This window comes from Streptococcus sp. Marseille-Q4154 (assembly GCF_916700545.1).
Taxonomy (GTDB): domain Bacteria; phylum Bacillota; class Bacilli; order Lactobacillales; family Streptococcaceae; genus Streptococcus; species Streptococcus infantis_I.
This window is the reverse complement of the sequence record NZ_CAKAKN010000004.1, coordinates 13,761-31,118: the sequence shown is the minus strand read 5'-3', so window position 1 is coordinate 31,118 and position 17,358 is coordinate 13,761. Positions and strand designations below refer to the sequence as shown.

General features: G+C 39.1%; 18 protein-coding genes. 3 read left to right on the top strand and 15 right to left on the bottom strand.

Annotation, left to right across the window (positions count from 1 at the left end):
• Window positions 1–264 precede the first annotated feature (264 nt).
• The 12 genes from LG369_RS08325 to dltB (LG369_RS08270) all read right to left on the bottom strand — a co-directional run bounded on the left by LG369_RS08325 (window position 265) and on the right by dltB (LG369_RS08270) (window position 12,153).
• The gene (locus LG369_RS08325; protein ID WP_225750785.1) at window positions 265–1,119 is read right to left on the bottom strand and encodes a VOC family protein; all 855 of its coding nucleotides are present in this window, start codon (window positions 1,117–1,119) and stop codon (window positions 265–267) included.
• A gap of 130 nt (window positions 1,120–1,249) precedes the next feature.
• A complete protein-coding gene (locus tag LG369_RS08320) occupies window positions 1,250–2,752 on the bottom strand; it encodes a zinc ABC transporter substrate-binding protein AdcA (protein ID WP_004254008.1) in 1,503 nt (500 codons plus the stop codon).
• A 9-nt stretch (window positions 2,753–2,761) separates the two neighbouring features.
• Window positions 2,762–3,568 (bottom strand): metal ABC transporter permease, encoded by an 807-nt coding sequence (locus LG369_RS08315; RefSeq protein WP_004254009.1) that lies wholly within the window; start codon window positions 3,566–3,568, stop codon window positions 2,762–2,764.
• Window positions 3,561–4,265: a metal ABC transporter ATP-binding protein gene (locus LG369_RS08310; RefSeq protein WP_004254010.1), complete on the bottom strand. Its 705-nt coding sequence runs from the start codon at window positions 4,263–4,265 to the stop codon at window positions 3,561–3,563. Before LG369_RS08310 ends, LG369_RS08315 begins: the two co-directional genes overlap by 8 nt.
• Complete coding sequence (adcR, locus tag LG369_RS08305) at window positions 4,265–4,705, bottom strand: zinc-dependent transcriptional regulator AdcR (RefSeq protein WP_225750784.1); 441 nt, start codon at window positions 4,703–4,705, stop codon at window positions 4,265–4,267. The genes LG369_RS08310 and adcR overlap by 1 nt, the downstream gene beginning before the upstream one ends.
• A gap of 247 nt (window positions 4,706–4,952) precedes the next feature.
• Window positions 4,953–6,221: a D-alanyl-lipoteichoic acid biosynthesis protein DltD gene (dltD, locus tag LG369_RS08300; RefSeq protein WP_225750783.1), complete on the bottom strand. Its 1,269-nt coding sequence runs from the start codon at window positions 6,219–6,221 to the stop codon at window positions 4,953–4,955.
• On the bottom strand, window positions 6,214–6,453 hold the full coding sequence (dltC, locus tag LG369_RS08295; RefSeq protein WP_036757952.1) for a D-alanine--poly(phosphoribitol) ligase subunit DltC: 240 nt from the start codon (window positions 6,451–6,453) through the stop codon (window positions 6,214–6,216). The genes dltD (LG369_RS08300) and dltC overlap by 8 nt, the downstream gene beginning before the upstream one ends.
• 13 nt (window positions 6,454–6,466) lie before the next feature.
• On the bottom strand, window positions 6,467–7,711 hold the full coding sequence (gene dltB, locus LG369_RS08290; protein ID WP_225750782.1) for a D-alanyl-lipoteichoic acid biosynthesis protein DltB: 1,245 nt from the start codon (window positions 7,709–7,711) through the stop codon (window positions 6,467–6,469).
• Window positions 7,708–9,258: a D-alanine--poly(phosphoribitol) ligase subunit DltA gene (dltA, locus tag LG369_RS08285; RefSeq protein ID WP_225750781.1), complete on the bottom strand. Its 1,551-nt coding sequence runs from the start codon at window positions 9,256–9,258 to the stop codon at window positions 7,708–7,710. Before dltA ends, dltB (LG369_RS08290) begins: the two co-directional genes overlap by 4 nt.
• Window positions 9,259–9,278: 20 nt before the next feature.
• A complete protein-coding gene (locus LG369_RS08280; protein WP_225750780.1) occupies window positions 9,279–9,410 on the bottom strand; it encodes a teichoic acid D-Ala incorporation-associated protein DltX in 132 nt (43 codons plus the stop codon).
• 378 nt (window positions 9,411–9,788) lie between these two features.
• Window positions 9,789–10,961, bottom strand: coding sequence for a D-alanyl-lipoteichoic acid biosynthesis protein DltD (gene dltD, locus LG369_RS08275; protein WP_225750779.1), 1,173 nt, complete (start codon window positions 10,959–10,961; stop codon window positions 9,789–9,791).
• A 37-nt stretch (window positions 10,962–10,998) separates the two neighbouring features.
• Complete coding sequence (gene dltB, locus LG369_RS08270; RefSeq protein WP_225750778.1) at window positions 10,999–12,153, bottom strand: D-alanyl-lipoteichoic acid biosynthesis protein DltB; 1,155 nt, start codon at window positions 12,151–12,153, stop codon at window positions 10,999–11,001.
• A gap of 391 nt (window positions 12,154–12,544) precedes the next feature.
• Here dltB (LG369_RS08270) and hslO point away from each other — a divergent pair, with 391 nt between their 5' ends.
• Both hslO and dusB read left to right on the top strand, forming a co-directional pair.
• Window positions 12,545–13,417 carry an Hsp33 family molecular chaperone HslO gene (hslO, locus tag LG369_RS08265; protein ID WP_004254034.1) on the top strand — a complete coding sequence of 291 codons (873 nt, stop codon included), beginning with the start codon at window positions 12,545–12,547 and terminating at the stop codon, window positions 13,415–13,417.
• Entirely contained in the window at window positions 13,404–14,384 is a 981-nt protein-coding gene (gene dusB / locus LG369_RS08260) for a tRNA dihydrouridine synthase DusB (RefSeq protein WP_025170587.1), read from the top strand. The genes hslO and dusB overlap by 14 nt, the downstream gene beginning before the upstream one ends.
• Window positions 14,385–14,435: 51 nt before the next feature.
• On the opposite strand, the gene LG369_RS08255 is transcribed toward dusB, so the two are convergent.
• Together LG369_RS08255 and LG369_RS08250 are read right to left on the bottom strand one after the other, a co-directional pair.
• The gene (locus LG369_RS08255; protein WP_004254040.1) at window positions 14,436–15,122 is read right to left on the bottom strand and encodes a DUF1275 family protein; all 687 of its coding nucleotides are present in this window, start codon (window positions 15,120–15,122) and stop codon (window positions 14,436–14,438) included.
• A 212-nt stretch (window positions 15,123–15,334) separates the two neighbouring features.
• Window positions 15,335–16,027, bottom strand: a complete 693-nt coding sequence (locus LG369_RS08250) for a hypothetical protein (protein WP_004254042.1) — start codon at window positions 16,025–16,027, stop codon at window positions 15,335–15,337.
• A gap of 275 nt (window positions 16,028–16,302) precedes the next feature.
• Between LG369_RS08250 and LG369_RS08245 the strand changes: the two genes are divergently transcribed.
• Entirely contained in the window at window positions 16,303–16,533 is a 231-nt protein-coding gene (locus LG369_RS08245; protein ID WP_225750777.1) for a hypothetical protein, read from the top strand.
• A gap of 36 nt (window positions 16,534–16,569) precedes the next feature.
• Here LG369_RS08245 and LG369_RS08240 read toward each other — a convergent pair whose 3' ends face one another.
• Window positions 16,570–17,343, bottom strand: a complete 774-nt coding sequence (locus LG369_RS08240; protein WP_004254048.1) for an NUDIX domain-containing protein — start codon at window positions 17,341–17,343, stop codon at window positions 16,570–16,572.
• Window positions 17,344–17,358 lie beyond the last annotated feature (15 nt).

Here is a 17,358-nt window from a genome sequence, read left to right as displayed (position 1 = left end):
TCTCTAATTTTTCAAGTCCTTTGAAGGATTTTTCTTGCTTTAGTATAGTTGTGGATTGTTTTCAGAAAAGGTAATTTTCATAATTTTGTAATTTTTCTTATAGTTTCTTCATCTCATAGTTACATAAATCCCTTAATTGCTAGCTATGAAAAATTAGGATATACGGACAGTAAGTACATAACAAAAGAGCTTTTCATTCTCGAAAAAACTGAATAGAAAAAGAGTGGTTCAAACTAGTAATAATCTAGACCGAACCACTCTATTCTAATTTCCTACTCTAACTCGCGTAACGATACCGTCTTTATCAGTCATGCCGAACTCTGCCGAAGAAATCCACTGAGTTATCGCCTTGCCAGTTTGAGATTGAGCAAATACTTTTAATAATTCCTCTTTGTTCTCAACTTCAACCACATAGTAGGCTAGGCCTGTCAATCCATTCTCACGTCGAACTAAGTTTTTGCCACCCCATTCATTTACAGCCAAATGATGATGATAAGCCCCTGATGCGATCCAACTGGCATGTGGAATCGTGAATTTATCCTCCAGACTTAGAGACTCTTGGTAGAACACACTCGCTTCTCGACTATTTTTTACAGATAGGTGAACATGCCCCATGCGAGTCCCACTTGCAATTGCAAAAGGCTCGATTTCTTTTCCTAGTTGGTAGATATCTTGAGCAGAGAGTTCTTCTGTCACACCAATAATACGGCCATCCTCACGAATATCCCATACTGTTACAGGTTTATCTCTGTAGAGTTCAATGCCATTGCCCTCTATATCTTCCAAATAGATAGCCTCGCTATAACCATGGTCCGCTCCACCCACTAGAGGTATCTTTAAACCGAGCAAGTGTTTAAAAACATTAGCCAAGTCTTCTCGGCTCGGTAAGAGCAAGGCCATATGATAAAGTCCGTAGCTCTGCTTAGGATTGCTAGTATCATCTGTCTTAATTAGCCGAACTAGTGGTTTCCCACCGGCACCTAAAAGAACTTTATTTTCCGATTGATTCAAAATCTCCAACCCAAGCAACTGATGATAAAATGCTGTCTGACTTTCTAAGTCCTTGACATTTAAAGCTACTTCAGCCAAATAAATCTGACTATTATATTCGTAAACCATAGAAAACCTCTCTTTGTTGTAACTGTTTTAATTACATCTATTGTACTCCCTTCTCAGCCAATGTCAATCCAGATGCTCAACGCTGATAACACAAGAAAAACCCTCCCCGTGTAGGAAGGATTGTTTGGATTTAATGAGCCAACATTTCTTGAGCAATCTCTTGACCTGATAAGCCATCTGGATAGTAGGTTGGCCAGTTGTCCATCTCTTCAAAGAGGGCTTCTTGGCTAGTGCCTCCAAAGAAGATATGGAAATGTTCTGCCTTGACCGGAGCAATATTGTGGTCGCTAAACTGAACATACTTGAATTGTCCGGCGTCTGCATCAGTCGCTTCAAAGAGGAAGCGTACTCCACGATTCCCTTTCTTATAAGTCAAGATTTTCTTGCCGACATACTTATAAGTATATTGCTTACTTTGGCCTCCTTGGATAAATTCCATAGTATTATCTGCAATATTAATCTTGTTTACATCTGTTTGGTAACCTTTTTGATAGTAGGCTTTGTATTCATCCTTGGTCATCTTACCAGTCAATTTAGCCTTGTAGTCAAATACTTGATCAAGAGTCCCATCCTCAAGGAAAGGATAGACTGACTGCCAGTTGCCAGCATAATCACTCAGGGTACGGTCCTTAACATCTGCATCCTCAAAGTAGCCATTTTGAACGGTTTTAGTTTCCTCTGCCTTTTCTGGTTCAATCTCTGCTCCTGCCTGATCAGTTGTTTGCTTGAGTGCCTTGAGGTTTTTCTCCATGATAGAGATATAGGTTTCTCCAACCTTCATGTCCTCTTCGGTCAAGCTTTCAAGAGGATTCAGAACATCTAACTTCACTCCTGTTTCTTTTGAGAGGGTATTCGCTAGGGCTTGAGAAGCATTTTCTTCAAAGTAGATATAAGAGATTTTGTTTTTCTTGATGTACTCGGTCAATTCTGCCAAGCGGCTTGCTGAGGGTTCCGCATCTGGCGAAAGCCCAGAGATAGAGACTTGAGTGAGTCCGTAGTCCAAGGCAAGATAACGAAAGGCAGCGTGCTGAGTCACAAAACTCTTTTGTTTTGCACTAGAAAGTCCTTCAGTATAGGCCTTGTCCAGAGCTTGCAATTTCTCGATATAGGCAGCTGCATTTTGCTCAAAGGTTGCTTTTTTATCAGGATAGTCAGCTGATAAACTGTCACGGATGTGCTCTACAAGCTTAATGGCACGCGCAGGAGACAACCATACATGAGGGTCATACTCGTGATGATGACCTTCTTCACCATGGTCATGGTCTTCCTCTTCTTCACTTCCTGGAAGAAGCAACATATCTCCAGTAGCTTTAATGGTTTTTACTTTTTTTGCATCTAGAGATTCTAAAAGTTTAGGAACCCAAGTTTCCATATTTTCATTCTCATAAACAAAGGCATCAGCATCTTGGATTTTAGCGACTGCCTTAGGTGATGGTTCATATTCATGTGGCTCTGTTCCAGCCCCGATTAAAAGTTCGACATTGGCTGTATCCCCTGCTACTTGCTTGGTAAATTCGTAGACAGGGTAGAAAGTTGTCACGATATTTAATTTCCCGTCTGCTTGTTTTTGATTAGAGCAAGCGACTAAGAATAAGGTCACAAGACTTGCCAAAAGTAGGCTTAGTTTTTTCATTTTCTTCTCCTATTTGATAAAACGTTTGAGTAAGCTGACTACTAAAAAGACAACTACAAAGATAATGGTGATACTTGCACTTGGTGGTGTCTCTGCATAATAGGAAATATAAAGCCCCGCAACCATGCCTAGAAAACCAATGACGCTAGCAAGTATCATCACAGAACTAAAGTTTTTACCTAGACGCAAAGCAATACTTGCTGGTAAGACCATGATAGTCGATACCAAAAGCGCTCCCGCTGCTGGGATCATGAGTGCAATAGCCACACCCGTTACCATGTTAAAGAGAATAGACATGGTACGCACTGGAAGACCATCGACAAAAGCTGTATCCTCATCAAAAGTTAGAATATACATAGGTCTTAAAAAGAGGAAGGTCAGGATTAAAACAACCGCTGCAATAACAAAGAGACCAATGACCTGCTCTTGACTAATAGTCACAATAGAACCAAAAAGGTATTGGTCCAGACTCATAGAGCTAGAGCTCTTACCCTTACTCATAACAATAAGTGAAACTGCAAGGCCTGTAGACATGAGAATGGCTGTCCCAATCTCCATAAAGCTTTTATAAACCGTACGTAGGTATTCAAGGAAGACCGCTGCAATCAAGACAATCACAATGGTTGAAATGGTCGGAGAAATTCCTAAAACCAAGCCAAAGGCAACCCCTGAAAGCGAGACGTGACTCAAAGTATCACTCATAAGACTTTGACGACGCAAGATTAGGAAGGTCCCAAGAACTGGTGAAAAGAGACTCATGGCAATAACAGCCAAAAAGGCTCGCTGCATAAAATCATAAGACAATAGATTAAACATGCTCCACCTCCTGGTCACTTTCATGGACATTGAAGCAACGCCATGGGGAATCTTGGTCTCGGACCAGGTGAATATTACGATCTGCGTAGTCCTTAACTTCTTCAGGATCGTGAGTAATCATCAAAACAGCCTTGCCATGATGGTGGGCACTGTGGTGCATGAGTTCATAAAACTCATCCTTGGTTCCCGCATCCATCCCTGTCGTCGGCTCATCCAAGATAAAGATATCAGGATCTGAAGCAAACATACGTGCGATAACAGCCCTTTGCTTTTGCCCGCCAGAAAGGGAGCCAATGCGTTTATCCCGATGTTCCCACATACCAACAGAGTTTAAACTAGCCTTGATATGTTCCTCATCGTGAGCATTTAGACGACGGAACCAACCTTTTCTTGGATAGCGACCTGATTTGACAAATTCATAAACGGTACTTGGAAAGCCTGCATTAAAACTGGCAATCTGTTGAGGAAGGTAGGCGATTCTTAGTTTTGTCCCACGAGTATTGGTCTTTGAAATGGTAACTTTTCCAAATCTTGGTTGTAGAATACCAAGACTAGCCTTGATAAGAGTCGTCTTGGCAGCTCCATTTTCTCCAGTAAGGGTGACAAATTCCCCACTATCAACACTGTAATTGATATGCTCAAGCACAGGTTCCTTGTCATAATAGAAGGACAAATCCTCTACTGTGATGTATCTCATTACTTGATTTCTCCTACTAAAGCAGTTAAAAACCGCTGGATAATTTTTTGCTCCTCATCTGAGAATTGACTGGCAACTTGTTCATAAGTCGAGAGAGTGTGCTCATGATGATGGTGATGTTCCTCAGCAATTGGTCGAGCCAGGTCTGTCAATTGATAGAAAATCACACGAGCATCCTTTGGATCCTTAGAAGTTTCCAGCATCCCCCCTTTAATCAAGGACTTAATGGCCTTGGTGACGGCTGCTTGACTGACATTGAGACGGCGAGCCAACTCCGAATTCGTTAATGATTCCTCTGATAAGAGCATAAGAATATGCTCCTGGGTATTGGTCAAAGCCACATTACTGGTACAATGACCAATCAAAATTTCATGCTGATTTTCAGCTTTTAGGATTACTTCATTTAAAAAATGATCAATTTCTGTTGCTAATTGTCTCATGATTTGCCCCTTTCTTCGAACAATTTTTCTATTATTACAGGACTTTCAGTCTGTTTGTTTACTAGTTAAGTATATCACATCCAAGTATAGAGTCAAGAAAAAAGATGAAAACATTTTTTTATGTTTTCATCTTCTCGATCTCTTTTTACTTACCTTTATTCAAATGAGGAGGCCGCTACCACACTGTCCATTCCCAAAAATCATTCATTACAAAGAGCCCAAACCAAGGTTCAGGCTCTTTTGCTATTTAATGAAAATCTTTGATGTTACCATCGTAATCCGCCCAATCCTGGCTAAAGAATCGGTCATTCATTTGGTAATTAGGAGCCGTTGTTGGATTGCTCAAGAAAGGATTTACAACCTTATCAAACGCCAACCAGCCTAACCAACCAATATGAATCGTATCCTTAACAAAGTAAGGATCTCCTCCATTTTTTGAGAAATCAGCAATATTGGTGAAACCTTGGCTTTCCAACTGGTAACGAATTTTTTCGACAGAATATTGATACATTTCCTCACTCAGTCCAGTATAATCCATCCATTTTTTATTGACAGGTTGAAAAACAAAGAGCACATTGACCTTGGACTTGGCAAATTGATCGAGCACTAGCTGCAAATCATTGTACTCAGAGGACTTGAGAAAGTTGTAATTTTTTTGATACCCTTCCCACTTTTTCAAATCTTTCTTTAACTGAGTATTGTAAAAATGGTTCTCCATTCCTAAATCATTATTGGTTGTATTTTCTTCACCCTCTTTTCGAGCGATTTTTTCCAATTCTTCATAAGAAAATTGGTCTGGGAGACTGCTCAAATATTTTTCAACATGATCTTTATACTTTAATCGACCTCGAATCGAGAATTGGCCAAAAAGAGCAGCTTGTTTTTCATTGAACTCTGCAGAAGCTGCGATGATTGAATGATCAAAGTCCGACAATTGTTCGTTCTTAGCTAACTTCTCAACAATTCCCTTCATCGGTACGCTTGGATTCTGCTTCAAGAGTCTATTAGCCGCATACTGAGTGGCTACATCCCCAGATTGGTTTTCCAAGAAGGCAGTCAACTGGTCATTGTTAAAATAAGTTTGAAAAATAGTCGAGTCATGATCCTCTTTTGTAAACCACTGTGGAGAGATTACAAATACCGCTTGTTTATTTTCAAGTTCAGACGTAATCTGTTGCATCCCAAAATACTGACTGAGTGAAGCGGCCCCTGCCTGCCCCATAAAATAAGGTCGGTAGGAACGATTGTACTTTTCAGCTAATACTCCTGGGTGCATGTTGTCGAAACGAATCCACTCACTCGAACCCAAAAAGGGAATAAAACGTATATTAGGATCCGTGAGAGCTCTCACTTTTTGACTTCTCTCTTTGAAACTTTCTGCACTTACTGAGGCTGCAGAGTATTTTTCCTCCATTAGATTATGACTCTTACTACTAGGATAGAAAAAAATGAGTAGAAGAACCAATAAACCTGCAATAAGAATCGGCCCGAAGATTAACCACAGGCGTTTAAGCATTCTTTAACTCCGCAATCCCTGCTACGATTTTATTAGCCGTATTCCAATCGTCACGACCAAATTCTGTAACCGGGACACGAATATCAAAGCGGTTTTCGATTTCTACAATCAATTCAACCGTTCCCATACTGTCCAAGACACCTGCATCAAAGAGATCCTCATCCATCATGTCAGAAACATCTTCCATAAACAATTCATCAATAATTTCAATAACTTCTGATTTGATATCCATTTTTTAATTCCTTTTATTTTTTAAACCATAAATCATTCAAAAATCCAGAGAAGATTAAGAATGAAACCATTACGACATGGAAGGTTATAACCATGCCAAGCAACTGAACCCAGCGATTCTCAGGCAAGGGAGCTCGCCCTGCTTTCTTTCGTTCCTTATTGAGTGTTTTTTTCTTACGAACCCAGGCATCATTAATGACCAGCCCAATCCCATGAAAAAGTCCATAGGCGATGTAAAACCATGTTATCCCATGCCAAAATCCCATAAGAAGCATGTTCAGGATATAGGCGACACTTGAGGTCACATTTCGATTCTTAAACAATTTCTTTCTCGTCATCACCATAACCAAGCGCATAAAGACAAAGTCACGGAACCAGAAGGATAAACTCATGTGCCAGCGATTCCAAAACTCTTTCAAATCTCTTGATAAGAAAGGTTTGTTGAAGTTGATCGGACTACGAATCCCCATCAGATTTGAAATAGCTATAGCAAACATGGAATAACCTGCAAAGTCAAAGAAAAGTTCCAAACCAAATGTGTACATGACTGCCACTACATAATAGTTAAAGACGCCCCCTTCCTGTAAAGTTAGATTCTTAAGAGGAGGTAACAAAATCTCGCCTAAAATATGAGCTAGGATAAATTTATACAGAAATCCCCACATGATATACCGAACGGACTCAGCTAACATATCCATCAACTCATCTCGCTCTGGAATCGTCTTGTAATTTTCATTAAAACGTTTGAAGCGATCAATTGGACCACTTGAAAATGTCGGCATAAAGAGGAGAAAACGCAAGTATTCCCTCATCTTCAATTCCTTAATGACTCCATCTCTGAGTTCGATAATGACTCCCACCGAACGGAAAGTCAGATAAGAAATTCCGATAAAACCTAACAAGGACTGTGTGCCATTAATAGCCGGCTGTACCTTCACAAAGATGATAGGAAGTAAAGATAACAGACTAACGAGATAGAAAGTCCATTTCCCGTCTTTAGTTTTTCGATACTGCTTGTAAAAAAGAACTAGTATAATTTGCCATATCAGATAAGTCCCTAAGGCAACTAATTGATTAGTCTTACCACCTGTCAACATGGTGACGATAAAGAAGAGACTAACCAATATTTCATACCAGGCAAAGCGTTTTTTGAAAAATAGACCGATAAAGATTGGCAAGGTAGCAGTAATCACGTACAAAAAGTACTGAGGATTCCCATACGGCTCAATATGAGGGAGCTGTTTCAGGAAATCCATCATCTATTGTTTACCTCGCTAATCAACCCTTTGATGTCGATTTTCCCATTTGGAGTTAGCGGTAAACTATCACGGTAAAGGAATTTTGAAGGCATCATATAAGACATCATAATATCTTCCAAGTCTTCCTTGATGGCTTTCGTGATATCGATTTCGCGTTCAAATTGCTCTTTGACGCCATCTTTTAAGATGACATAGGCCAAAAGATTTTGAACCTTGTGATCCTTGTTGTAGCGTGGCACTGCAACAGCCGAGTCGATGTACTGAGATTTGTTCAAGTTTTGAGAAACATCTTCTAGTTCAATACGATAGCCGTTAAACTTGATCTGGAAGTCCATCCGACCACCATAGAGAAGAAGACCTTCGTCTGTCATGGTTCCAACATCTCCCGTATGGTAGGCTGGAAGTCCTTCAAATTCGAAGAAGGCTTCTGCTGTTTTCTCTGGATTATTCATATAACCTTTGGAAACAGCCGGTCCAGACACGATGATCTCTCCTTGCTCTCCATTTGGCAATTTGTTTCCTTCCTCATCAATGATGAAGGTTGGAGAATCTTCTTTGGTATAACCAATTGGCAAGCGTTTAAGAGTCGCTAGCATCTCATCTGTAATAGCAACTGCCGACAAAGCAACTGTTGCTTCTGTTGGCCCGTAAGCATTGATGATGCGCGCATTTGGGAAACGTTCGCGTAATTTCTGAGCAGTTTTAACAGTCAACTCTTCCCCATCAAAGTAGAAATGGGTAATGCCTGGTATCTTTTCAGCATTGAAATCTTCAGATAACATAGCCATATCTGCAAAAGATGGTGTCGAAGTCCAGATAGCAATCGGAAGAGAAAAGATAGTTGCAAAGAGTTGTTTGAAGTCTTGAGTAATGGCTGATGGGAGAGCAAAAAGCGTTCCTCCAAGAGCCAAGGTTGGTGCCCAGTACATAACAGACAAGTCAAAGGAATAGGGCGGTTGCGCCAACATTTGCGGACGTTCTGGCGTTGCAAACTCCTTATCTGTGATCATCCAGTTGGTGAAGCTGAGCAAGTTGTCGTGTGAAATCTGCACCCCTTTTGGCTTCCCGGTCGTCCCCGAAGTAAAGATGATGTAGTAGTTATCATCCCCTTTGACCGGATGTTGCAAATCATAGGCATGCTGAACTGCATAAGCTTCACGCACTTGCTCCAAGGACATGATTGGAGCAGCTGGGTTTTCAATTGGAAACTCATTGATGGCGATGATTAAGCTTGGCTCTGCTACTTCAAGAATAGCAGACACGCGCTCCAAGGCAGAATGGCTATCAATTGGGATATAAGCATGGCCAGATTTGGTCAAGGCCACAAAGGTTGCTAACATTTCATATTCTTGGCCACCAAAGACCACAACAGGTGACTTTTCAGGAAGTCCCATTTGGTCAATATGGGCTGCTAAGCTATCTGAATCAGCCTTCAATTGGCCATAGGTATGCTCTTCTCCAAGGACATTGTAGACCGGATAGTCTGGTTGAAGTTGGGCGTAACGTTCAATCGCCTCAATCATATCTTTTATTGGCTTATTAGACATAATAAGGATTCTCCTTCAAGTTAAAATTCATTATAAATAAAGCTTCCTTGTCCCTGACCAAGATAGCTAAAGAAGTAAAGCAGCCCTAAAAAGATAAAAAAATACAAGGCTGTCCGACCAAGAAAGAGGTACAGTTCTTTTCTGTGTTTCATCAAGAAAACCATTCATTTCTTTAATTTTTCACTAAAATAAAATCAATTTCTTACTCATTTATTTTTCTGCTATTATACCACTTTATAGACTATTTTTTCAATTGTTTGCCGTCTATTTTCACTACGTTTCAACTACATTAAATGGTTTCACATGATTCTTTCTAATGATAGTTTGAGTGCTTTTCAGTATAGAGCCTTATTTTGTATCTCACTTTATCGGTACAGTTCCCTTTATCTAAAGATTTTTATAGTCTGTAATCCTAGAATTCACTATAGATAAAATCTTGAATGTTCGAAAAATCAGTCACAAAACAGTAGATTACGATGCTTAAAATAACTGTGTAGAAAAACAAGGTCCACAATAGTAAACGATGTGTGTCAGTTAGTTTCAGTTGCAAATTTGTAAAGTTCTTTTTCAACTTCCATCCATCCTTTCACCCCAACGTGCATCACGTCAAATAAAAAGTAATCTTCATACTCTTTATTTCCATAGTTTAACACCGTAGCACCGTGGTTTTTGGCAATATTTTCTATTTTTTTGTAAGTTTCTTCACGCATTTCTCGCGAAACACCTGTGTAATCATTCCATTTACCATTTACAGGAAAGATAATGACTTCAACTTCAATTCCCAATTCCTTAGCAACTGTCAAGAAGAGCTCCATATCTGAATACTCTGGTGACTCTATGTAGCTCAAGTCTTTGTTAGAATCTTTCAACGAAGCATAGCGGTCTCTCAAGTAGGTATTGTAGTAGTTATTATCCACAGCATAATCATTGTTATCTGTTTTCTTTTTAACTTCTTCTACAAACCTCTTCGTCATCTCCTCCCAATCATAATCCGGTGTTTTATCTCCTAGTGCAGGATAGTCTGATTTGGCATGATTTTCATAGAATTTTCGTTTAAGCTTAAAGGAATAAACGGCATTGTCAAGTTCCAACAGTTTTTTATCAATGATTGTTCCTTTTCCTTCTATGAAATAGCTTTTATACTTTTTATAGATATCATTTTGTTGTTTGTTTCCTTTGGTAATCTCAATAATGCGATTAATCAGTTTTTCTTTCGTTTCCTTACTGATTTTCTCGTTATCTAACATGCGAAAAATATGTTCCTGAGAGGCCTTGTTCAAAAAGGCATCTTGATGGGTTCCATCTTTTTCAAACCACTGAACAGACTCTACTATAGCTACTTTTCGCTTACTCATAGATCCCTCAATCGAGCTCAAGGTTGTAGCTTGAATGATATTTTGAGAGTAACTGGTTCCTATCTGCATAATGTTAAAATCATTGTAGTTAAAAATTTTATTGGGATGGTAATCTTCATTTATCGTCGCAACTAACTCTGAGGAACCCATTAGAACTAGTGTATTGGGAGTGATATTATTTGTTAGAATATCTCTACTTTTATACTTTTCATAAGAAGTGCTGTAGCGAATACTATTGTCCTTGACTTTATAATAGTCGTCAATCTTCTTGACATATGTCACATTTAAAAGAGCAAGAGTCGCAATTACGAGCACAAGCGATAGTAAAAATGCTTTTAACTTAATCATCTTGTTTTGTCCAATCTCCTTGTTTCAGCAGATCTCTTTATCTACTTAGAATTGCCATAATTATCTTATAAGGTTCACCTGAAAAGATAAAGAAGCCAACCATAACTAAATTCATGGTCACAAACCAACTTATTAGCTTGTACCAAGTTTTATTTTTATGTTTCTTATAAAAAGTGCTTTTCTTTTGATAAATTTCAAATCCAGACATCAAGATTCCATGGTAAAAACCATAAACGATGTAGCTGACACTAATTCCATGCCAAAATCCCATAACCAACATATTGACCATATAGGCATAGGCTGCATTGTGTAATCTATTCTTAAACCATTTCTTTCTGATAACCTGCATCAAAACTCTTGAAAATACGAAATCTCTCAACCATGTTGACAAGGTGATGTGCCATCTAGTCCAGAAATCCTTGATATCAATACTCAAGAAAGGTTTATTGAAATTCATCGGTGTCTGAATACCCAAAACATTACTGCTTCCAACAGCCATCAAACTATACCCCGCAAAGTCAAAGAACAGATAGAGAGTATACAGGTACATATATTTGATTGAGTAGACAACTGTACCAGTATTGCTTAGAGCAAGTAGTATCTGGTAAACATAGGTTGATAAAACAACCTTGTAGAGAAGGCCTAAAACGATGCGATAAATACCATCACCTGCTAACTCTAGGTAGTCTTTTCTAGGCATGACTTCATTGATCTCTTTTAGAAATCTTCTGCTACGATCGATTGGTCCAGAACTAACTGTAGGGAAAAAGAGTAGAAACTGCAGATAATCTTTTACAGTGATTTTTTCTTTGATTAAACCATCCGATATTTCTAGCATGATCTGAATGGTCTTAAAGGACATGTAGGAAATCCCAATAAAAGCCAACAAATGTAGCTGGGTTATTGCAAAGACTTTATTGACCACTAAAGGTAAAATGGATAACATAACTAGAGGTTTTAACTGTTTTGAATCCATTCTTTGTGCTATGAAAACTAGGACATATTGGTAGATGATGAAAGCCAATAGATAAACAACCATGGATTTACTCTTACCATAGATGGCTCCTGCAAATAAAATTGACAGACTTAAAATATAATAATCCTTACGCTTGCCAAAATAGTTTAAAACAAAGCCAATCAGTAAAACCACAAGTAATAGAAGGAAAAACTCATTCCCCTCAAAATAATTCATACCAAATGGACTCCTTTTCTCTTTTTCTCATCTCCTGATTTGTCATTTTAGGATTAGTCCCTATCATATTATCAAGGATAATTAACTTTATTCATTATATCATAATTTAAAAACTATATACTTCTATTATCCAATTTCCTAAAATAAAAAAACAAATGACTCTTACCACTAAAATCCCAATAACGAGACAAAATTATTTACAAAATAAATAAAATCTAATAGTAAATAATTAACTTGACTCAGCTTTTCCCATCAAGTCTCCTAAATATATTCGTTACCCCTTTCATTTTCTCCTTCAATCGGAACATAATATAAAAAATACCAGAATAATCCTCAGAACTAGCAAACACACCACTCCCCCTTTAAGCATTTTTATGCTAAAATAGTAGCTATGGATAAAATTATTAAAACAATATCAGAAAGTGGTTCTTTTCGTGCTTTTGTTCTAGATAGCACGGAAACGGTCCGTACTGCTCAAGAAAAACATCAAACCCAAGCTAGTTCAACTGTAGCGCTTGGTCGTACTTTAATCGCCAGTCAGATTCTCGCTGCCAATGAAAAAGGGAATACCAAGCTAACCGTCAAGGTTCTTGGGACTAGCTCCCTCGGTGCCATTATCACAGTTGCAGATACCAAGGGCAACGTCAAAGGTTATGTGCAAAATCCAGGTGTTGACATCAAAAAGACTGCAACTGGCGAAGTCCTTGTCGGACCTTTTGTCGGCAATGGTCAATTTCTAGTCATTACAGACTATGGCACTGGAAATCCCTACAACTCCATGACTCCTCTCATCTCTGGAGAAATCGGTGAAGACCTAGCTTTCTATCTTACAGAAAGTCAACAAACGCCTTCAGCAGTTGGCCTCAATGTTCTTTTAGACAAAGACGACAAGGTCGAAGTTGCAGGTGGCTTTTTGCTCCAAGTATTGCCAAATGCCAAAGAGGAAGAAATCGCTCGTTTTGAAAAACGAATCCAAGAGATGCCAGCCATTTCAACTCTTCTAGAAAGTGACGACCATATCGAAGCCCTTCTCAAGGCTATCTATGGTGACGAGCCCTACAAACGTCTGTCCGAAGAAGAAATTCGTTTCCAATGTGACTGTAGCAAAGAACGCTTTATGGATGCTCTTGCCAGCCTTCCAAGTTCAGACCTTGAGGAAATGAAAGAGGAAGACCATGGGGCAGAAATCACTTGTCAATTCTGCCAAACAACTTATAACTTTGATGAAAACGACTTGGAGGAACTCATTCGTGACAAATCTTAATACACCATTTATGATTGGGAACGTCGAGATCCCAAACCGGACGGTCCTCGCACCTATGGCTGGCGTAACCAACTCAGCCTTTCGTACTATCGCAAAAGAACTTGGCGCAGGGCTCGTTGTTATGGAAATGGTCTCTGATAAGGGTATCCAATACAACAACGAAAAAACCTTACACATGCTTCATATCGACGAGGGCGAAAACCCTGTTTCCATCCAACTTTTTGGTAGCGATGAAGATAGCCTAGCTCGCGCAGCTGAATTTATCCAAGAAAATACAAAGACAGATATCGTGGATATCAACATGGGCTGTCCAGTTAACAAAATTGTGAAAAACGAAGCTGGGGCTATGTGGCTCAAGGACCCAGATAAGATTTACTCTATCATCAACAAGGTCCAATCTGTCCTTGATATCCCTCTCACTGTCAAAATGCGGACAGGTTGGTCGGACCCTTCTCTAGCAGTGGAGAATGCCCTCGCAGCTGAAGCAGCAGGTGTCTCTGCCCTCGCCATGCATGGACGGACTCGGGAACAAATGTATACGGGGCACGCTGACCTCGAGACCCTTCACAAGGTTGCGCAAGCTCTGACCAAGATTCCATTTATTGCAAATGGAGACATCCGTACGGTTCAAGAAGCGAAACAACGTATCGAAGAAGTCGGTGCCGACGCGGTCATGATTGGCCGTGCCGCTATGGGCAACCCTTACCTCTTCAATCAAATCAATCATTACTTTGAAACAGGAGAAATCCTGCCTGATTTAACCTTCGAAGACAAGATGAAGATTGCTTATGAGCATCTGAAACGCTTGATTGATCTCAAGGGCGAGCACATTGCCGTTCGCGAATTCCGCGGCTTAGCCCCTCACTACCTCCGTGGGACATCTGGTGCTGCTAAACTCCGTGGAGCCATTTCACAAGCCAGCACTCTTGCAGAGATTGAAGCACTCTTGCAACTAAACAACGCATAACCTTCTATCTACTTCACAAAAAGGCAAAGCTCAAAAACGAGCCTTGCCTTTTTATATATTTTCATCTTGTAAATCTAATTGCTTCACCCTAGCTATATAGTAGGACATAATCAAAAACAAATTGAAGCTGACAATCCAAATAGACCATTCATGGAAAAAATGCATAGATATAGCCAAACTAATTGCCCCTACTACGAAACTCCCTACAACAATCCCATAGTTTAAGGCTTGACGGCGATATTCTTGAACGTCTCCTTCTCCTCTAACGACGCGATACAAAGCAGTCAGCATTTTTCGGTAATTTCCAGAAGTCATAAAAATGACATAGGGATGATCTTCAATCAAACTGCCCGTATATGTCAGCATCATCATTCCAGTTCCAAAAGCAATAAAAGGGACTTCTAATAGAGGAAAGCGGGAAAAGAAGGGAAGAACAAGGGTTCCGATAAATAAGGGAAGTAGCATCTTAACCCGCCAATAGGCTGTTTTACGATATTCCTTCACGTGTAAGGCAAAAACAAATCCTAGGGAAAAGAAAATAATGGAGCAGAATCGCAGCATTGTATTGATAACATGTGAATCGTGCCAATCTGATATCAGTAGAAGAATGTTCCCTGTCTGTGTTGCCACCAAACTATGGTACTGGATGTGACAGAACACATCCAAAGAACCACCTATAAAGCCAAGAAATATTCCCATTAGTCGTGTATTTTGAGGTAAAATTAATTTATCTGGCATTGATTCATCACTCGTTTCCCTTTGATTTTTTCATTATACCACTTTCTCTGAAAGAAACTAAGTGAAAAACGGTCAGTTCAAGTAGACATGATTACATATACTCCTAAGTTAGTCTCATCTCTGGAGTTCATGTATGACGTCTTATCAACTGGGAATGCTGTAAGTATTCATCAACTGAGCTATTTTTAAACAAATTATTTCAGTACTAAATTCTATGGTTGAATCAAGACAACACTAGATACCGTACCATCCGCTCCTGTTGTAATTTGAATGACTTTTCCACCACCTACTTCCGCATTGTATTTTCCATCATCAAGGGTATAAGAATAACTTTGGATAGAGTAGTTTTCTTTCTTACCATCAGCAGATTCCACTGTAAACTGGCCACCTGATGAGACCGTGATAGTTTCACCATTAGCCCCCTTCCAATTCCCAGCTGCAGCCGAAAAGTCTTTGTCCACCATAGTCAAGACGCCTTTATAACGTTTGTTGTGTTCTGCCTGCTTGTCTTGAAGTTTGCGATCAGTTGCTGGATCATAAGCTGACTGATTCGGGTTTGCTTGTGTTCCTTGTTGATTGGATGGGGCTTGAGAAGGGGTTTGCTTAGCAGAAGGTTCTTGATTTTGTTTTGTTTCTGGTGCTGGTGTTGCTTGCGATTGATTAGCAGTAGTCGTTGACTGATCAGAAGATGATGACTTAGCTTTTTCTGATGAAGTTGAATTTGATGATTTCTGAGTTTTGTTCTCTTTACTTGAAGAACTCGCCTTAGAACTAGAAGATGCTTGTGTTGTCTTACTAGAATTATCACTTGCAGTGTTCTCTTTCTTATTTCCGCATGCTCCTAAAAGCAAAGTTGAAGCCAATACTGCTACTGCTAGTAAACGAATTGAATGTTTTGTTTTCATGATGCGCCTCCCATGTAATCTTTTTGAAATGTTATGAAATACTTCTGTAATGTTATTGTAATATTTGTTTTAGGGTTTGTCAACTATTTATATATGGTTTTGGTTTTTATTTATATTTGTTTTTTTTAATCCTCCTATCTCTATTATTCGTTAAAAATTTAAAAAACAGGAAATTTTTCCTACTAAAAATACTATATTTTATAAGTGTAATCGCTTGCATTTTTTTCTTGAAGGGCTATAATAAAATTGAAATAAGATATTGGAGGTGTAGGCTTATGTTAAGAAACTATTACAAGTATCTTCCTTGGTTGATTTTAGCTGTTTTCGTTTCTTATGGGGGTGCTACTCATTACGCTCAAACAACATTTGATTTGTTCTACCTAACTGCCATTTTCATGATTGTCTACGTGGCTTTATTGTATTTACACGAACATTATTTAAAATATAAATACAAAGATTTATTCATTCGAATCATGAGCAATTCTAATAAAGATAAACATCCTTAAACAAAAAGAGGTCGAGAAAATCCCGACCTCACTTTTTTATTTTAATCGATAAATAGTGATAACTTCCTTCTGAGGAATCCGTTTAAATCCAACTTCCTCTATGCTATGACCATATTTCGATAAGAAACTATCACTCGTACATGATTTGCCTGGGCATAGAGTCTCAATGAGGGCTAACCCATCATCCACTGTGAACTCATCCTCTAGTAAATAAAGGAAACGAGCGTCATAGTCGATAGCTTCTTGAATCTTCTTGATGGATGTTTGAATAATGGATAAGTGGTCAAATGCAAAGTCCTTCTCGTCAAGTTCTTTGCCATCCAAGTAACACTTGCCTGTGTGAAAATCAACATCTACAAGAACGACTTCTTTTGCATCATCTCCTGCCTGGACTAAGTCAAGAGCTCGACTAGGTAGGTAAACCAAGTGGGCAATGGTAACTGTCCAACCTCTGGGATCACGACCAGGAGTAGATACTGTCACTAACTGTTCAATCTTTTCTAGTGGAAGTTCAAGATTAATTTCTTCTTTTACCTCACGTTGACAAGCATGGGCAGCATCTTCCCCTTTATCCATAAAACCACCAACTAGCGCTAAACAATTTTGAAAAGGGTGTGCCTTCCGACGAATCAGAAAGAGTTTCATTTTCCCTTCTGCAAAGCAATAGGCTACCATATCCACAGTCACACTTGGTTTTTCATACTGAGGGAGTGCTTGCTTGTGGTACCAGTCTAAAAATTCAGCTTGACTAGCGTGAACTTCAAAGTACTCTTTTTCTGTCATCCCGGTTGGAATTATCTGATTCATAATCTTCTACTTCCTTTC

Excerpts from the sequence above, each read along its gene's own strand:
- LG369_RS08325 (WP_225750785.1), bottom strand. The coding sequence starts at position 1,119 with ATGGTTTACGAATATAATAGTCAGATTTATTTGGCTGAAGTAGCTTTA.
- LG369_RS08320 (WP_004254008.1), bottom strand. The coding sequence starts at position 2,752 with ATGAAAAAACTAAGCCTACTTTTGGCAAGTCTTGTGACCTTATTCTTA.
- LG369_RS08315 (WP_004254009.1), bottom strand. The coding sequence starts at position 3,568 with ATGTTTAATCTATTGTCTTATGATTTTATGCAGCGAGCCTTTTTGGCT.
- LG369_RS08310 (WP_004254010.1), bottom strand. The coding sequence starts at position 4,265 with ATGAGATACATCACAGTAGAGGATTTGTCCTTCTATTATGACAAGGAA.
- adcR (WP_225750784.1), bottom strand. The coding sequence starts at position 4,705 with ATGAGACAATTAGCAACAGAAATTGATCATTTTTTAAATGAAGTAATC.
- dltD (WP_225750783.1), bottom strand. The coding sequence starts at position 6,221 with ATGCTTAAACGCCTGTGGTTAATCTTCGGGCCGATTCTTATTGCAGGT.
- dltC (WP_036757952.1), bottom strand. The coding sequence starts at position 6,453 with ATGGATATCAAATCAGAAGTTATTGAAATTATTGATGAATTGTTTATG.
- dltB (WP_225750782.1), bottom strand. The coding sequence starts at position 7,711 with ATGATGGATTTCCTGAAACAGCTCCCTCATATTGAGCCGTATGGGAAT.
- dltA (WP_225750781.1), bottom strand. The coding sequence starts at position 9,258 with ATGTCTAATAAGCCAATAAAAGATATGATTGAGGCGATTGAACGTTAC.
- LG369_RS08280 (WP_225750780.1), bottom strand. The coding sequence starts at position 9,410 with ATGAAACACAGAAAAGAACTGTACCTCTTTCTTGGTCGGACAGCCTTG.
- dltD (WP_225750779.1), bottom strand. The coding sequence starts at position 10,961 with ATGATTAAGTTAAAAGCATTTTTACTATCGCTTGTGCTCGTAATTGCG.
- dltB (WP_225750778.1), bottom strand. The coding sequence starts at position 12,153 with ATGAATTATTTTGAGGGGAATGAGTTTTTCCTTCTATTACTTGTGGTT.
- hslO (WP_004254034.1), top strand. The coding sequence starts at position 12,545 with ATGGATAAAATTATTAAAACAATATCAGAAAGTGGTTCTTTTCGTGCT.
- LG369_RS08255 (WP_004254040.1), bottom strand. The coding sequence starts at position 15,122 with ATGCCAGATAAATTAATTTTACCTCAAAATACACGACTAATGGGAATA.
- LG369_RS08250 (WP_004254042.1), bottom strand. The coding sequence starts at position 16,027 with ATGAAAACAAAACATTCAATTCGTTTACTAGCAGTAGCAGTATTGGCT.
- LG369_RS08245 (WP_225750777.1), top strand. The coding sequence starts at position 16,303 with ATGTTAAGAAACTATTACAAGTATCTTCCTTGGTTGATTTTAGCTGTT.